Below are 16853 nucleotides of genomic sequence, written 5' to 3' on the forward strand. Positions count from 1 at the left end.
GCATCTTAGGAGCGCTGCGCTAATCTTACGACTATGAAAATCGCGCGATTTGGTCAGGTTGGTTCAGAACGTCCTGCTGTCATGTTGAGCCAGACTCAAGCAGTCTATGTCGATCACTTGATTATGGATTGGAACCGCCCAGAGCTTGAAGCAGGTGCGCTTGATAAGGTGAAGTCAGCAGATCTTTCATCACAGACTCCCTTTGATATTGCAGGCCTACGTATTGCAAGCCCCGTTGCACGACCAACAAAGCTCATCTGCATCGGCCTTAACTATGCCCGTCACGCAGCTGAATCTGGAATGACACCACCACCAGAGCCTGTTGTCTTTATGAAGGCCCCTGATTGCCTGACAGGACCTAATGATGCAATCGCAATTCCACCGAATTCAACAGCCACAGATTATGAAGTAGAGCTTGCAATCGTTATTGGAAAGCGAGCTCTCTACTTAAAGTCTGAGTCAGAAGCTCGCAGCCACATCCTTGGATATTCCATCAGCCAAGATGTTTCAGAGCGCCACTGGCAGATTGAACGAGCAGGCCAATGGGTAAAGGGAAAGTCTTTCCCGACATTTAATCCCATGGGTCCTGCCATTGTTACTGAAGATGAATTTAAGCCAGATGATGTTCGCCTGTATTGCACCGTAGATGGAGAAAAGCGCCAAGATTCACGCACCAGCGATCTCATCTACGGAATCGATCACATCGTCTGGTACTTAAGCCAATTTATGGAGCTCTTCCCAGGCGATGTCATCAATACTGGAACACCAGAAGGTGTTGGCATGGGCTTTAAACCAACCAAGTATTTAACTGTAGGTCAAGAAGTTATTACTGGTATCGAAGGCCTCGGTGAGATGCGTTCGAAGACAGTAGCTTCTTAACGTTCAGACCAGAGTTATCTTTCAGACTTGTGGCGATCTGCCATCATCTCCATCAGTGCAAAGAGAACGCCTGAAACCACGAAGGTCATATGAATTCCAATACGCCATCCTTCACGGCTGGCATCAAATGGACCTTCTTGCATAAAGTCTTTGAGGAGTTCAATGACTGAGATTGCAACGAGTGAGCCAATGAGCTTGATCTTCATACCGCTTGAATCAACATGACCCATCCAGTGTGGTCGATCTTCTGCGCCATCTGCAATAGCAATCTTAGAGACGAAGTTTTCATAGCCTGCAAAGAGAACCAAGATAATGAGATTGCCAAGTAATACTGTGTCAAGAAGTTCAAGAACTTGCAAAGTAATCTCACTCATTGTCGATGAGGTTATATGGCTCATGATGTGCCAGAAAGAGTGGAAGAAGCGATAGAGGATAGGAATGAGTGCAAGAAGTAGGCCTATATAGAGCGGCGCCAATAGCCAGCGTCCGGCGAAGATTACTTTCTCCAAGAAGTGCTCAAGTTTTATCATGTTGCCGATTATGGCATTTGAGTGTGACAAATCTGGTGCGACATACGATGATGCACTCATGAAGATGCGCTTATTCACCGCCCTAGCGCTGACCTTCACATTGATGACCCCCGCTACCGCTAGCCACAACTTCATCGTCGGTGGCGATCGCCCGGTCACCGTCCACCTTCCTGACACACTCGCAAACCCAGCGCCACTTCTTATTCTCTTGCACTCGGCCTCAACTTCCGGTGCCCGCCTTGAGAGTTATATGAAGATTGCACCGGTTGCAAAGTCACAAGGCCTTATCTATATCGCACCTGATGGCAACACCAACGCTGAAGGGAAACGATTCTGGAACGCCTCAAAATCATGTTGCAATAGATTTAGCCAAGAAGTCGATGATGTTGCTTATATCGATGCGCTCATCGATGAGATCAGCGCAAAGATACCGGTTGACCCAAAGCGCATCTATCTCATCGGCCATAGCAATGGCGCCTTCATGTCATTTACCTATGCATGCAAGACAGATAAAGTTGCAGCAATTGTGGCTCTTGCAGGGGCTATGGATCAGAACCCAGGGTGTGCGCCTACGACTCCGGTCTCACTTCTCAATATTCACGGCACCGCCGATAAGGTGATAAAGCTCAACGGGGGAGTAATGAATAACAACTCCTACACAAGTGCAACAACTACAGTCAATACCTTTATCTCAGTCAATAGATGCGCTCAGGCAACTGCTCTGAAGAAAGATTTTGACCCCGTCATCACAGGTGCTGAGACCACCATCTATGACTATGTCTGTGGCACTCACGCAGAGTTACAATTCTGGAAGATTAAAGATGGAGCACATAAACCCAATCTGCCGAGTGATTTTGCCCAGCAAGTAATCTCATTTTTATTGAAGCAGAGTAAGTAGAGATAGGGCAGAATCACACCGTGCATAAATTCACCTCAGAGGTAGAAGAGCTCGCAAAAGCTGTTATGGAGTACAGCCTTGCCCGTTTGAAATCAGATCCACCTCTGGATGGTCCTCGCAGTGAAGCAGACCTCTATGCAGAACTCGGTAACACCATTACTGCAGCAGGCTTGGGTGGAAAAGAGACCCTCAAGGTATTTACAGAAACTCTCGCACTTGCCTGCATCTCAACAGATCACCCACGTAACCTTGCATTTATTCCATCTGCTCCCAGTGAATACTCCAACCTCTTTGATCTTGTAGTCGGTGCATCCTCTCTCTATGGCGGCTCATGGCAAGAAGGAGCAGGAGCTGTCTTTGCTGAGAACCAAGCAATTAAATGGCTCATTGATATTGCAGGACTACCAAGTTCAGCAGGTGGCGTCTTTGTGCAAGGTGGCACGATGGGCAATCTTTCTGCCCTCGTTGTTGCGCGCGATCAAGCACGCAAAACTCACCCTGACACACAGCGCTGGGTAATCGCATGTAGCGCAGAGTCACATTCATCTATTACATCTGCTGCCCACGTCATGGATGTTGATCTGCTAAAAATTGACACAAATGAAGAGCTTCGCCTTGATGGAGCACACGTTGCCACAGCAATCGATGAACTACATGCCACTACCAATAAGCGCGTCTTTGCCATTGTGGGAACTGCAGGCTCAACCAACCTTGGCATCGTTGATGATTTAGCATCCCTTGCAAAAACTGCGAAGGAGCGCAATATCTGGTTCCACGTCGATGGCGCCTATGGTCTTGCAGGACTCTGTGCACCATCTGTGCGCCATCTCTATAAGGGTGTTGAAGATGCAGATTCCTTTATCGTCGATCCACATAAATGGCTCTTTGCACCCTTTGATGCATGTGCACTCGTCTATCGCAATCCACATGTAGCGAAGGAGACACACACGCAACATGCAAGTTATCTTGAGACTCTCCACGATGACTCATGGTCACCTTCTGATTACGCCATCCATCTCACTCGTCGCGTGCGCGGTTTACCTTTCTGGTTCTCACTGGCAGCCCATGGCACCGATGCTTATTCGAAGGCAGTAGAAGAAGGAATTCGCCTTGCAAAGGATTCAGCAAAGCTCATTGCAGCTCACCCAAACCTAGAGTTAGTGCGCGAGCCAGAACTTTCCATCGTTGCCTTCACACGTAAAGGGTGGTCACCTGCCCAATATCAAGAGTGGTCTGATGCACTCCTTGAGAAGCAGATTGGCTTTATCCCACCATCAAAGCATGCAGGTGAATCAATACTGCGCTTTGCCTTCGTCAACCCATGGACATCGATGGATGATGTTCAGATGATTCTAGATACGCTCTAACGATCTAATAAGTTCTGCGTTGGGTTATATGCACTGCCACTACGGCGCTTAGCAATTGCGCTGAGGGCTTCCAACACAACACGATTAGCAAGAATGGCAGTGATATCTGCGCTATCAAATGCTGGAGCAACCTCCACCACATCAATACCAACAACAGGTAGTTCAAGACAGATTCTGCGCACAGCTTCTAACAATTCACGAGAAGTCATTCCACCAGGCTCTGGTGTTCCAGTTCCTGGCGCCATCCCAGGATCGACCACATCGATATCAACGGATAAGAAGACTCCATCGCAACCATCAGTCAGGGTTGCAAAAGATTCATCCAATACTGCCTTGAGTCCACGATGATGAATCTCAGTCATCTCATAGGAGCGCATACCTTGATCGCGCATCCACTCAAGAGTTGCGTTATCTGGCCAATATCCACGAAGACCTAACTGCAGGAAGCGATCTCCGCGCACATAGCCATCATTAATCAAATTACGCATCGGTGTTCCATGCCCCACCAGAGCGCCCCACTGATCTTCACCCGTATCGGCATGTGCATCAAAGTGGACCATTGAAACTTTTCCACGACCTAAGTGGTTAGCAATACCTGCAACGTCAGCCGATGCAATCGAGTGATCTCCACCTAAGACAACTGCAATAGCGCCAGCACGAGAGATCTTCTCTGTTGCCTCACGCAAGACTGCAAGCGACTTCACCAAATCTCCACCAGGCATGAGCAAATCACCTGCATCAAAGACTTTCAGATCCTTCAAACCATCTGTGCGCAGAGCTAAATGTGGGCGCTGCCCATCATGTGGCAGGTAATCGCCACCACGAATTGCTTGAGGACCAAACTTTGCACCAGAGCGATGCGATGTTCCACTATCAATCGGTGCACCCACGATGATGACATCGGCGCCCTTATAGGTTGCAGGGACATCGAGATCACATGCAGGTATTCCAAGGAAGGTAAAGGCCGGTCCATACATATTGCCGTGGTTGGTCATGGGTTAAGGATATCTCTCTAATTGCAAAAGCCCGCGGTGTTTACCGCGGGCCTTGGGATTTGCAACCCTCTAACGCCTTAAAAGATTAGCACATAAAAACTTATCCACATCGTTTGAATATTTCCAGTTGCGCATGAAAACACTTTGAGAGTCTTCGCCCACGTCCGTGTAGCTCAGTGGATAGAGCGACTCTCTAACGCAGGGTTGGGTCGTGGGTTCGAATCCCACCACGGGCAGTTCTGGGAGATAGGGCCTCGTTGCGTTAGCGAGGTCCTATCTTCTTTTAATGACTATCCGTAACTATTCGGTTGAGTTTAAGAAACCATACATCTTGAGAATTACTCCTGCATCAAATTCATAGACCCATATCCAGTCTTCAGTATGTCCATCACTGAATCCTCTGAAGGATTCAGTGTGTGAAACCAAGTTACCCACCTGAATACAGACCGAACTTGTATTTACTACTTCAGGGTGCTCACGCCACATGCCTTCAAGTGCCGATAGAAATCTTTGCCCTCCCTGCAAGACAACAGATCCTGAAGAATCAAACCAGGTGAACTCTGGGTGTATGTAGCCTTGAATGCTCGCAATATCTCGAGCTTGAAACTTAAGAACAATATCTTCAATTGCCTGAGTTTCTATCGACATCCCATGACAGTAGCCCTGAATATCCGGGGTGTATACACATTACAAAGCAACTACCCTTTACTCATGACCCAGAGACAAGAGTTCCAAGTCATACGCACCTATAGCGACTTTGAGCTACGCCAATATGAACCTTGCGTCATCGCTGAGGTGAAACTCTCTGGGCAATATTCCACTGTAGGCAGCCAAGCCTTTCGCCATCTCTTTCAATACATCTCACAGGGCAATAAGACATCCCAGAAGATTGCAATGACTGCGCCAGTGATTGCAGCCCAGCACACAGATCACAGCAATTCTGATGATTGGTATATCTCCTTCGTGATGCCAGCAGGCAGCACCTTTGAGCAGATGCCCCATCCCAATGATCCAGAAGTAACCTTGCGCGCACTCGATAGCCAGATGTGCGTTGCACTCTCATTTCGCGGACGAGCAACGCAAGAGAAATCCAATCAACTCATCAAAGAATTGAGAGCAGCTGCAGCAAAGGAAAATATCGCACTCTCCAGTGAAACAAGAATCTGTCGCTTTGATCCGCCCTTTAAGCCAGGCATCTTGCACTATAACGAGATTGTGATTCCGCTTATTTAAGGCAGTCTGACCACCAACTCAACAATTGAATCAGCATCAGCGCTTGCACCTAGTTCAATACTGACATTGGTAGTAAAACCACGAAGCGTTGCTTCAGATAAGACAACCATCTGCGCTGCAATATCTGTCATCCAATAGAAGGCACCTGGCCCCACCTGCTCAATAATGGCTGCAGCATCTGCCAGTGCCTCATCACTGAACTTCTCAACGCCATCACGATTATCTGCAAGTACTCGCAGTAAGAAATCTCTTATGAGTGATGCATCAGAGCGAACCCGCTCGTGCTCATTCAATATCTGGGTTAATTCGCGATCTATCGCTCTATGCCTAAACCAAGTGAACATGCCTTAAGGCTAGAACCCGGCACTGACATCTATCCACAGCCATCCGATTAAGCGCAATATGAGTGAATTCAACCGCCTACCTTTCCACCGCTGCGAATCACCAGCACCACTCTAAAGAATCAGGGGCATGCGATTTCTCGAGCACTCCCCAAGCTCGGGAAGAGTGGAAGGAGGTGATTGCCATGGTTCCAGAATTTGACTGGACAAAGGTCGTGGTGACTTTCATTAAGTCTTTCTTTGGATTTTTGTCCAGAAAAAGCCGAAGTCGCCGCGATAACGGCGACTTCAGTTAGCTGAGGTCCAAAGCAAAGGAACCCCTCGGAGTTTTAATTCCGAGGGGTTCTTTCTATCAGAGAGAAAATAGTAATTTCAATGAAATGACACTCCCATGGGAAAGATTTTTGGATCTGGTAACTCGGAGTAATTTCATCGCCTACGCCAAGCTCTACGCGCAGGTCGATGCCACTGACAAGGAACTCACAGAAATTTCAACGAGCGCGCCACAAGCGCCCGTAATAATCTCTTCCATATGTATCGCAGACTCACACCCCTCATAGCCATCGCACTCGCTATCTCACTGGCACCTGCTTCCTCAGCACATCAGCCAGTTGTCTTACTTGATACCGACACCACACCGAGTGCTGGCCCACTTCTTGTAGATGGCACTATCTCTTTTGCTATTCGCGCATCCTTTACCAAGTCAGGTCAGAAGAAGGCATTTCGTGCCTCCCTAAAAGAGGGCGATTTATTTTCTGTGCAGTATCTGATCGTGGATAAGAAGCCAGAGAGTGGGTTAAAGAACTCACTACTTCCACAACTAGTAATTACATCTCCCACAGGGAAGAAGATCACTGTGGCTTTCAAGGAGCGCACACCATTTTTTGAGACCTACAGTCGCACCACCTATCTCTATCTCTCAAGGGTGAGCCAACCTGCAGAGGCAGGTATCTACTCCTTCGTGATCACATCACGAGCAAGAGCTGCAATTACTGTGGCAGTAGGAGATCGTGAAGTGCAAGGTGAAGTAGTGCGCGGTGCGGCACCAACACCAACAGTCAAGCCAACACCTGCTGCAACGCAAGAGCCTGCCAAAGCTTCACCCACACCTGAAGTCACCACACAATCTGCATACACAATGGCAAAGGTGAAAGAGAATAACTCTGCAGCAAGTTGCTGGTCAGTCATTAGCGGCAACGTCTATAACCTCACCCAATGGATTAACCAACATCCAGGAGGTCCATCAGCTATTCGTGGCCTCTGCGGCGTCGATGGCAGTTCATCCTTTAACGGCAAGCATGGTCGCCAAAGTAATCCCAATGAAACTCTGGCAGGTTATCTTCTGGGCCCACTTGTAAAGTAGTTACTACTTACTTGTAGCAGGAAAATCCCCTCAAAACTAGATGTTAGGTAGGGGTGATTAGTGGCCGCCACTTTTAAGGCACAGTAATTGCCTGGGTGAGCATTTTGTATATAAAAGTGAACGGATGGACCCCCTTCGGTGCGCGAGGGAGTACCCGTGGGCATTGATTCACCCTGGAAATCTCTTGTTTGTTATTGAGTGACTCAATACCATTTCTGACAATCTCAATCACTACCAGGGATATCCATCTAACCAAGGAGGAGAAACGTGATTAATTCACGCGCTACACGCAAGGGGTTTGCAACAGTTGCTGCTGCCTCACTTGTCATCAGCGTTCTGTCAATGGGTTCAAGCTCTGCTGCAGATGCAACATGGGCATGTAAGCCAACAAAGGCTAAGCCAGTGACAGTTCGTCTTATCGAGTACTTCGCAGGACCAGCTCGTACACCACTTCTGAATGCATATGCACGTCAGTTCGAAGCTAAGAATCCAAATGTGAAGGTAGAAATCATTTCTCCATCACAAGCAGACTCTCCTGCAAAGATCACTCAGCTTCTACAGGCTAAGAATGTAGATATCGTTGAACCTGCAGGAGCAATCTTGGGTCAAGCGATGTCTGCTAAGCAGCTTGCAAATATCTATCCATATTTCTCAAAGACCAAGGGCTGGGCTGGCTTAACTGACTACTCCAAGTTCCAGGCTGAACTATTTGGTAAGAAATCTACCTACATGGTTCCAAATGGTTACTACGTAAAGGCTGCATTCGTTCGTCCAGAACCAATTGCTGCAGGAGCACCAGCTGTTCTTAAGAAGATTCAGGCTGGAACTGCAACATGGGCTGACATTCTTGCTGCTAAGTCTTCAAACACTGCAACATCTTCGATGTATGCAATGCGCGGAGCACGTGCATCATTTACTCAGGCAATCTTCGTAATCCGTGCATATAACGCACCAGATCTAAACTCTGGCGGATACTGGAATAAGAGCACTTCAACAAGCATGTTCAACAGTGCAAAGTCGAAAGAAGCTCTTGATCTGATGATGCAGATCTGGCGTGAAGCATCACCAAAGGCAGCTGTTTCATGGGGTTACCCAGAAATGGTTCAGGGCTTTGTTGATGGAGTAGCTCACTACCTCATTCAGGATAACGAAGTTATCCAGATTGTTGATGAGAAGTTTGCTCCATTCGAAAGTGGCAAGTGGATAATGGCTCAAATGCCAAAGGGTCCAACAGGCTACTCAGCTCAGGATGTAAGCGGTGGTGGATGGTCTATTGCACAGTCTTCAAAGTGCAAGAACATCGCTACTAACTTCCTTGACTACATCACAACAGACCCACAGCACTCATCATTCGCTCGTGCATATGGTGTTGGTCCTGTGACAAAGACAGCTGCATCAGACCCATTCTTTAAGACTGGTGCTTGGGCTATCTACGACAAGATCGGCAAGGATAAGAAGGAAATTAAACTTGACGGTTCAGATGTCGCACAAACCTGCTACGGCGAATTCTTCACCCAGGCAGATAAGGACATGCAGGCAATGTATGCAGGTTCACTTTCAACATCAGATGCCCTCAAATCTTGGGGCGCATTCTGGGATACAAAGTGCATCAATCCTTACAACAAGTAGTAAAACTGCTTAAATAGAGGCAGAAGTTGCAAAGCAACGGTGGCTAGAAATTTACTTACTAGCCACCGTTGACACTTCATAAATATGAATCATTGAGAGTTGGGGTATTTTCGCGGTGAAGAGTTCAATGCATAAAGTGGCTCGTAAGGATGGAAAGAGTGCACAGAATGTTCTTGCACCTCTATGGTTCTTACTCCCAGCGCTGTTATTAGTTGGAATCTTTATTTACTATCCAGTTTTTGCCACTGCAAATCTCTCATTTAAGAATTACAAGCTCTTTGATCAGAGCAATATTTTCTATAACGGCTTTGAAAACTTCCGCGGAATCTTCAAGGATTTGGCATTTCGCCGAATAATCCAGAACTCAATCTTGTGGGTGACAGTCTCACTCTTCTTCCAATTCACCATTGGCTTTGGCCTCGCTCTTTACCTCCGAACCAAGTTCCGGTTCTCTGGCATTTATCAGGGAATCATCTTCATTCCTTGGGCACTCTCAGGTTTTCTTATGGGATTGGTCTGGAAGTGGATCTTTGATGACAACCTAGGCGTTCTTAACGACATGATGCTCAAGGCTGGAATTATTGATGTTCCCATTCCTTGGCTTTCAAATGCCAACTGGGCAATGGCAGCTGTGATCATTGCAAATATTTGGTATGGCGTGACCTTCTTCGTCATCATGATTCTGGCAGCGCTCCAAGGTGTTCCGAAAGAGATGCTTGAGGCAGCCGATCTTGATGGATGCGGAAAGACTAAAACTCTGTTCTTGGTCATCATTCCCTACATCCGCCAGACCTTGATTCTTATCGTACTTCTGAGAGTCATTTGGATTACTAATTTCCCAGACATCATCTTTGGCATGACAAGTGGTGGTCCAAATCAGCAGACACACATTCTCTCATCGTGGCTTGTCCAAAAGATTACCTACGATCAGGACTGGGGTAGTGGTTCTGCACTCGGTCTTCTTATTCTCAGCGTTCTTTTGATTTTTTCAGTTTTCTATCTCTTGGCAACACGCCTCGAAAAAGAGTCGGAGGAGTCATAAATGTTGAAGGCACTCGGTAAGGGTACAAAATTCACTGTTCTTGGACTCTGGTTCATATTTACCATTTTTCCTCTCTACTGGATGGCACTTACTTCAATTCGCCCAGTCAGAGAAGTAACACAGAAAATCTATTACCCTAAATCAAATTCAACTCTCGATAGCTACCGAACTCTCTTTAGCCAATACGCTTTTGGTACATATCTACGTAACAGCTTATTGGTGGCACTTGCAGCTGCTGCATTTGTAATCTTTGTGGGCCTTCTTGGTGCATATGCTCTTGCACGATATAAATTCAAGGGTAAGTCACAAATCATGCTCGTCTTCCTTGTAACTCAAATGATTCCAGCGCTCATTGCACTAGCTCCTCTCTACCTCTTGCTGAGCAAAGTGGGGCTACTCAATAGTTTGATTGGACTCACCCTGTGTTACGTAGGTGGCATGGTTCCATTTGCCACAATCATGCTCCGAGGCTTCTTACAGCGCATTCCTCCAGAGCTTGATGAAGCAGCGATGATCGATGGATGTAATCGCTTCACCGCACTCTTTAGAGTTGTATTCCCCGTCGCACTTCCTGGCATTGCAGCAACCTTTATCTTCGCCTTTGTGCAGTGCTGGAACGAACTCTTCTTGGCAATGATTCTTATTGACTCAGATGGGAATAAGACCTTCCCTGTTGCGATGCGTTCATTTATCGGCGCCTACTACATCGAATGGGGCGGTCTAGCCGCATCGGTCATGATCGGAATCATCCCAACTGTCCTTATCTTCGCACTGATGTCCAAATTTATGATCTCAGGGTTGACTGCCGGAATCGTGAAGGGATAACCGTGGAGTTTGATCTTCAAGAGTATAAAAGCGCCTGGAAATTAGATGAGAGCGTTCGCCACTGTAATCACGGCTCCTTCGGTGCTGTGCCAACTGTGGTTCAAGAAGTTCAAAAGAAGATTCAAGATCGGGTGCAACTTAACCCAGTGAAGTTCTTCGCTCGCCATGCGATGGTTGAGGTGCAGGAGGCGAGAGCAAAGATTGCGACCTTCCTCAATCAAAAGCCAGAACAGATTGCGCTGGTGCGAAATACCACTGAGGCAGCAAGCACCACGATGCGAGGATTTCCTTTCAAAGCTGGCGATGAGGCGATAGTTCTTGACCATGAATATGGCGCTGTGATTTATGCAGTGCAACGGGCAGTGGAAGCTGCAGGTGGCTCGCTCATCACTGTTGTCATTCCACGTCTTGCCACAGATGAAGAAGTTATTGCAATCGTCAAAGCATCCTTTACGCCACGTACTCGCCTCTTTGTTGTCGATCACGTGACTTCAGCAACGGCTCGCACATTCCCAATCCAAGCGCTCAGTGATTTATGTCGAGAAAAGGGGATAGCTATTGCAATCGATGCATCCCATACCCCAGGTAACTTTGATTTAGATCTAGATATGCTCGATGCTGATTTCTGGTTTGGCAATCTTCATAAATGGGCATCAGCGCCACTAGGTTGCGGTGTCTATCGCGTTGCAGAACGCTGGCAAGAGAAGATGAGACCACTTATAGTCTCGTGGCAAGATCTTGAGCTCTATCCACTGCAATGGGACATGCTGGGAACTGTTGATTTAAGTCCATGGCTTGCAGCACCTTCTGCCATTGAATTTTATGAAAAAATTGGATGGAAGAGAGTGCGCGCTGCAAATATTGCACGTATGAGATATGGCCGAGATTTAGTGATGACAGAGCTCGGAGTTGGCAGCGATGAGCTACGCGAGGAAGAGCTGCCCCTTGGAGTAATACCCCTGCATAAGATGGATGGCGGGCGTGATGGATGTATTGCGCTGCAACGTAAGTTTGCTGAGATTCACAAGATAGAGGTACCGATCACGACTGCATGCGACCAATACTTCATGCGCGTATCCGGCCAGCTCTATAACACTCCGGCAGATTATGAGGCCCTGGCAATTGCGGTGCGTGCGGAGTTTAAATAACCATGGGCATATCTGAAAAGGATTGCGCGATACTGGAGGAGATTCAATCTCGCGCCTTATGGCTTGCGGTTCGAATGATCGATCATGCAAACCATGACAGAGTAAATAACGATGGAATCAAAGTGGGCGGACATCAAGCTTCAAGTGCTTCCATGTCATCAATTCTGACTTCGCTCTATATGTATCACCTCAATGCGCATGATCGTGTGAGCGTTAAGCCCCATTCATCTCCCTTCTTTCACTCCATCCAATACCTGCTAGGAAATCTTGATAAGAAGTATTTGACGATGTTAAGAAGCGCTGGTGGATTACAGAGCTATCCATCTAGAACGAAAGATCCTGATGTTGTTGATTTCTCTACAGGTTCAGTGGGATTAGGCGCTGCAGCCCCGCTCTTTGCAGGAGTTACTAGGCGCTATGTGGATGCTCACTTTGGCGCAAGACCGGCCTCTCGCTTTATTGCTCTCATAGGTGATGCAGAACTCGATGAAGGCAATATCTGGGAGGCAGTTGCAGATCCTGCAACCGATGGACTTGGCAATGTGATGTGGGTCGTTGACTTCAATCGTCAATCTTTAGACCGAGTAATTCCAGGTATCCGTATCGCACAATGGCGTGCCCAATTTGAAGCTGCTGGGTGGCATGTGGCTGAGGTGAAGTATGGCTCAAAGCTCAAGAAAGCATTCTCAGCTAGTGGCAGTGAGCCATTTAAGAAATGGTTTGATGACATTCCTAATGAGCAGTATCAATCACTCTATGGGCAAAAGCTCGAAGATCTGAGGGCTCGTTTTCTAGACGGTGCACCCACCGGAGTTGCTGAGCACCTAAAGAAGTATTCCGATACTGAACTATTTGAAATTCTGAGCGATCTTGGTGGTCACAATATCGAGTCACTCGTTGAGACATTTGAATCATGTGATGCAGTTACTGACCGCCCTAGCGTTGTTTTTGCTTACACAGTAAAGGGTTGGGGCCTTCCTATGGCTGGAGACCCACGTAATCACTCAGCGCAGATGTCTACTGAGCAAATCGATGTCATGCGCAGCGCTATGGGTTTGAGCTTAGATAATGAATGGGATGGCTTTGATCTAGATACCGCTGCAGGTACTTTTCTTGCAAAACGTAATGCAGCGCTGAAACGTGCCAGCTCATCAAAGGAGATCAGTGCAGTAATACCAACGACGACTAATCCAAAGAGCACGGGAATGATTTCAACCCAAGAGGTATTTGGACGCGTATTAACTGAGATTAGTCGCGATGAAGCTATCAGGCCATATCTTGTAACAACTGCTCCGGATGTTGCCACCTCGACAAACCTTGGTGGATTTATTAATAGGACTGGAGTATTTCATCCGCAAGAGTTACGCCGATGGAATGAAGATCCTGTTCTCAAATGGGCAGAAGGCCCTACGGGCCAACATATTGAGCTAGGTATCAGTGAGATGAATCTATTCATGCTCCTTGGCATGCTCGGCCTCTCTCATGATCACTCAGATCAACCACTTATTCCTATCGGTACTGTCTATGACCCATTTGTTCTTCGTGGTCTTGATGCATTTATCTATAGCGTCTATTCAGGTGCGAAATTTATTATTGCTGGCACTCCATCAGGTGTGACACTTGCACCAGAAGGTGGAGCCCACCAATCAACAATTACACCTTCGGTTGGCATGGAGCTACCGGGAGTAGTTTTGATGGAACCTGCCTATGCGCAGGCACTTGATTGGATGCTCTGTGATGCCATTGCACATGTTGCCGGCAATAAGAGCGATACAACCCCAGATTTGCGCCCCAGTGAACTTGCTTTCTATTTCCGTCTCACCACACGCCCAATTGATCAAGCTCCATTTGCACAAGCGCGAGAGCGATTAGGAGATGCTCTCCTTCGCACCCAAGTTCTTGCAGGTGCTTATCGCTTAGTCGATGGTCGCAATACTCCTGGAGTATCACTTGATGATTCACAAGCACCTGTAGTTCATCTCGTTGCAACAGGTGCTGTGATGCCTGAAGTATTACTTGCGGCCCAAGAACTTGCTCAAGAGGGGGTTATTGCCCACGTTGTTGAAGTAACTTCACCTGGACGCCTCTATGGAAGCTGGCAGCGCACTCTCAAGCAAGGAATTCGCACAGCGAGCACACCATCTTTTCCTGGTGCGCTACGTCCGATCTTTACTGAGCGTGCACCGATTGTCTCAGTTCATGATGGCGCATCGCATGCGATGTCATGGCTTGGTTCAGCACTGGGAATGCCACAAGTAGCAATGGGCGTTGACACCTTTGGTCAATCAGGAACGATTGCTGACCTTTATCGAATCCATGATCTTGATAGTGGATCCATCGTCAATGGCGCACTAGCTGCGCTAAGTTTGAATGTGTAGCAAGTTCTCACCATGGAGCTAGAAGTTTCACACCTGAAGAATCCAATCATCCCATCGCGCGGTGTCTGCGATCCTCATATCCATCTCTTTGACGGACGGGCCTATCTCTATGCATCCCATGATTTCTCTCGCGATAACACCTTATGGCGCATGCAAGATTGGCAGATTTGGTCATCAGCTAATTTAGTTGAATGGAAATTGGAATCAACTCTTCGCCCAGAAGATCTCTATATGGGGCCTTCCGAGCAATGCTGGGCAGTCGATGCTGCTACTAAAAATGGCACCTACTTCCTCTACTTCTCAGATGGCAATCAAAGAACAGGTGTTGCAACTTCACATTCACCGGGTGGTCCCTTTATTGATGCTCTCGGCAAGCCACTTTTGGATGGAACGCTGACAACAACTACCGAGTATGACCCTGCCGTATTTATCGATAGCGATGGTTCTGCCCACATCTTATTTGGTGGGCCTTCGTGGGCATACGGTGAAGGCGCTGGCTATTTCATGGCCGAGCTAGGTGATGACATGATTTCCATAAAGGGTGAAGCAAAACGCATTGAAGTAGGTCACGATGCAGATGACAAAGCATCCCTTCATAAACACAATGGAACGTATTACCTCACCTGGGCATCTTTCTATGCCACATCTAAAAATCTCTATGGCCCATACACATTCCGAGGAAACTTTGGAGCATCTCCTGATCATGGCTCCTTCTTCTCCATGAATAATCAAGATTTCAATGCATTCACAATCTTTGATCCTCACTTTGTCCATCGCGCAAGTGGAATCACCTATATTCATTACAGAGATAATGGAGAGATCGTTACCGATGGCCTCATAGTTGAAATGGGTGTTGGTCAATACGATGCGCAATGGAACAAAATTGAGGCTGAGTGGTTTATGGCAGCACACAACTGCTCGAAGAAGGAAAATCCTCGGTTAGGTTTTGACGTTTCCAATATCAAGGATGGCTCTTATCTTTACTATCCGAAGGTTAGGAATATTCCTAAGAATGCTCTGATTCACTTCTATGCATCTCCAACAGTTGATACGACAATTCAAATCCACTCACAATCAGTTGATGGTCCATTACTTGGAACGTGTCTTCTTGAGCCAGGTTTTCTTGCTTGGAAAGGTTATCGATCATTTTCAACTCGCCTCAATAACAGTGGGGGAGAAGAGGATATTTATCTAGTCTTTAGAGGTGAGGGTGAGTCACTTGTTAATCTTGATTGGTTCTCCTTTGCAAAAGAGTAATCAAGTCACAGTAGCTATGAGAAAGGAGATATAACTAAAATTTCTCTTGCATATAGAGAGAAGGAAGTTATACTTAACTCATGTCCACTACATCTGCTGGAGCAAGATTTCGTAACGCTTTAGCTGATGAGAACCCTCTTCAAATAGTTGGAACAATCAGCGCTAATCACGCGCTCCTTGCACAACGCGCAGGCTATAAGGCAATTTATCTCTCAGGTGGTGGAGTGGCAGCCGGTTCTCTCGGTATCCCAGATTTAGGAATTACGACCCTAGAAGATGTTCTGACAGATGTACGCCGCATTACCAATGTTTGTGAGCTCCCACTCTTGGTCGATGCTGATACAGGATTTGGCGCCTCAGCTCATAACATTGCTCGCACAGTCAAAGATTTGATTAAGGCAGGGGCTGCTGCCATGCATATCGAAGATCAAGTGGGGGCTAAACGTTGTGGGCATCGCCCCAATAAAGAGGTTGTCTCTCAAGCAGAGATGGTCGATCGCATTAAGGCTGCCGTAGATGCGCGCACAGATGAGAACTTTGCAATCATGGCTCGGACAGATGCGATCGCTATCGAAGGAATAGATGCTGCCCTCGAGCGCGTGCACGCCTATATAGAGGCAGGTGCTGATCTGATCTTCCCTGAAGCAATTACTACTCTTGAAGATTTTAAGAAGTTCAGTCAGGCTACTTCGAAGCCAATTCTGGCCAACATCACCGAGTTTGGCATGACGCCACTTTTTACACGCGATGAGTTAGCTGCAAGTGGCGTGAAAATGATTTTGTATCCACTCTCTGCATTTAGAGCGATGAATAAGGCTGCCGAAAATGTCTATGAGGCAATACGTCGCGATGGAACTCAAGCTGGAGTATTGGAGACCATGCAGACTCGTGAAGAGCTCTATCAAAGCATTGACTACTACAAGTACGAAGAACGCCTAGATAAACTCCAGAAAGATAAGTAGAACTCC

16 protein-coding genes and 1 tRNA gene are annotated in these 16853 nt (G+C 47.1%); 13 read left to right on the plus strand and 4 right to left on the minus strand.

All coding sequences use genetic code 11. The features are described 5' to 3' along the window. The first annotated feature begins 33 nt into the window (after window positions 1-33). Window positions 34-879 (plus strand): fumarylacetoacetate hydrolase family protein, encoded by an 846-nt coding sequence (locus tag A1sIIA65_RS02100; RefSeq protein WP_095675947.1) that lies wholly within the window; start codon window positions 34-36, stop codon window positions 877-879. A 14-nt stretch (window positions 880-893) separates the two neighbouring features. On the opposite strand, the gene A1sIIA65_RS02105 is transcribed toward A1sIIA65_RS02100, so the two are convergent. After that, entirely contained in the window at window positions 894-1409 is a 516-nt protein-coding gene (locus A1sIIA65_RS02105) for a TIGR00645 family protein (RefSeq protein ID WP_095675948.1), read from the minus strand. On the opposite strand from A1sIIA65_RS02105, the gene A1sIIA65_RS02110 reads away from it, so the two are divergent. Further along, window positions 1408-2307 (plus strand): CE1 family esterase, encoded by a 900-nt coding sequence (locus A1sIIA65_RS02110; protein WP_095675949.1) that lies wholly within the window; start codon window positions 1408-1410, stop codon window positions 2305-2307. The two genes, A1sIIA65_RS02105 and A1sIIA65_RS02110, sit on opposite strands and share 2 nt — an antisense overlap. A gap of 20 nt (window positions 2308-2327) precedes the next feature. Next, window positions 2328-3674, plus strand: a complete 1347-nt coding sequence (locus A1sIIA65_RS02115) for a pyridoxal phosphate-dependent decarboxylase family protein (RefSeq protein ID WP_095675950.1) — start codon at window positions 2328-2330, stop codon at window positions 3672-3674. On the opposite strand, the gene speB is transcribed toward A1sIIA65_RS02115, so the two are convergent. Further along, a complete protein-coding gene (gene speB / locus A1sIIA65_RS02120; protein ID WP_095675951.1) occupies window positions 3671-4669 on the minus strand; it encodes an agmatinase in 999 nt (332 codons plus the stop codon). The two genes, A1sIIA65_RS02115 and speB, sit on opposite strands and share 4 nt — an antisense overlap. A 162-nt stretch (window positions 4670-4831) precedes the next feature. Between speB and A1sIIA65_RS02125 the strand changes: the two genes are divergently transcribed. Further along, window positions 4832-4905 (plus strand) — tRNA-Val (locus A1sIIA65_RS02125). A 64-nt stretch (window positions 4906-4969) separates the two neighbouring features. On the opposite strand, the gene A1sIIA65_RS02130 is transcribed toward A1sIIA65_RS02125, so the two are convergent. Next, window positions 4970-5317, minus strand: a complete 348-nt coding sequence (locus A1sIIA65_RS02130) for a nuclear transport factor 2-like protein (RefSeq protein ID WP_095675952.1) — start codon at window positions 5315-5317, stop codon at window positions 4970-4972. Window positions 5318-5380: 63 nt separating this feature from the next. On the opposite strand from A1sIIA65_RS02130, the gene A1sIIA65_RS02135 reads away from it, so the two are divergent. Beyond that, window positions 5381-5902, plus strand: a complete 522-nt coding sequence (locus A1sIIA65_RS02135; RefSeq protein WP_095675953.1) for an SOUL family heme-binding protein — start codon at window positions 5381-5383, stop codon at window positions 5900-5902. Here the strand turns inward: A1sIIA65_RS02135 and A1sIIA65_RS02140 are convergent. After that, window positions 5899-6246 (minus strand): hypothetical protein, encoded by a 348-nt coding sequence (locus tag A1sIIA65_RS02140; protein ID WP_095675954.1) that lies wholly within the window; start codon window positions 6244-6246, stop codon window positions 5899-5901. The genes A1sIIA65_RS02135 and A1sIIA65_RS02140 overlap by 4 nt on opposite strands. A gap of 529 nt (window positions 6247-6775) precedes the next feature. On the opposite strand from A1sIIA65_RS02140, the gene A1sIIA65_RS02145 reads away from it, so the two are divergent. From A1sIIA65_RS02145 to prpB, 8 genes are all read left to right on the plus strand, one after another. Beyond that, window positions 6776-7606, plus strand: a complete 831-nt coding sequence (locus A1sIIA65_RS02145; protein ID WP_095675955.1) for a cytochrome b5 domain-containing protein — start codon at window positions 6776-6778, stop codon at window positions 7604-7606. 267 nt (window positions 7607-7873) lie between these two features. After that, complete coding sequence (locus tag A1sIIA65_RS02150) at window positions 7874-9235, plus strand: type 2 periplasmic-binding domain-containing protein (protein ID WP_095675956.1); 1362 nt, start codon at window positions 7874-7876, stop codon at window positions 9233-9235. Window positions 9236-9371: 136 nt separating this feature from the next. Then, window positions 9372-10277: a carbohydrate ABC transporter permease gene (locus A1sIIA65_RS02155; RefSeq protein WP_190277134.1), complete on the plus strand. Its 906-nt coding sequence runs from the start codon at window positions 9372-9374 to the stop codon at window positions 10275-10277. Next, window positions 10278-11102 carry a carbohydrate ABC transporter permease gene (locus tag A1sIIA65_RS02160; protein ID WP_095676827.1) on the plus strand — a complete coding sequence of 275 codons (825 nt, stop codon included), beginning with the start codon at window positions 10278-10280 and terminating at the stop codon, window positions 11100-11102. Between the two features lie 2 nt (window positions 11103-11104). Then, on the plus strand, window positions 11105-12250 hold the full coding sequence (locus A1sIIA65_RS02165; protein ID WP_190277135.1) for an aminotransferase class V-fold PLP-dependent enzyme: 1146 nt from the start codon (window positions 11105-11107) through the stop codon (window positions 12248-12250). Between the two features lie 8 nt (window positions 12251-12258). Then, complete coding sequence (locus A1sIIA65_RS02170; protein WP_095676828.1) at window positions 12259-14628, plus strand: transketolase-like TK C-terminal-containing protein; 2370 nt, start codon at window positions 12259-12261, stop codon at window positions 14626-14628. A gap of 12 nt (window positions 14629-14640) precedes the next feature. Next, window positions 14641-15885 (plus strand): family 43 glycosylhydrolase, encoded by a 1245-nt coding sequence (locus tag A1sIIA65_RS02175; protein ID WP_095675959.1) that lies wholly within the window; start codon window positions 14641-14643, stop codon window positions 15883-15885. Between the two features lie 80 nt (window positions 15886-15965). Next, the gene (prpB, locus tag A1sIIA65_RS02180; RefSeq protein WP_095675960.1) at window positions 15966-16847 is read left to right on the plus strand and encodes a methylisocitrate lyase; all 882 of its coding nucleotides are present in this window, start codon (window positions 15966-15968) and stop codon (window positions 16845-16847) included. Window positions 16848-16853: the final 6 nt, after the last annotated feature.

Origin of the sequence: Candidatus Planktophila dulcis, assembly GCF_002288225.1 — a bacterium.
In the GTDB taxonomy this organism is placed as follows: Bacteria; Actinomycetota; Actinomycetes; order Nanopelagicales; family Nanopelagicaceae; genus Planktophila; species Planktophila dulcis.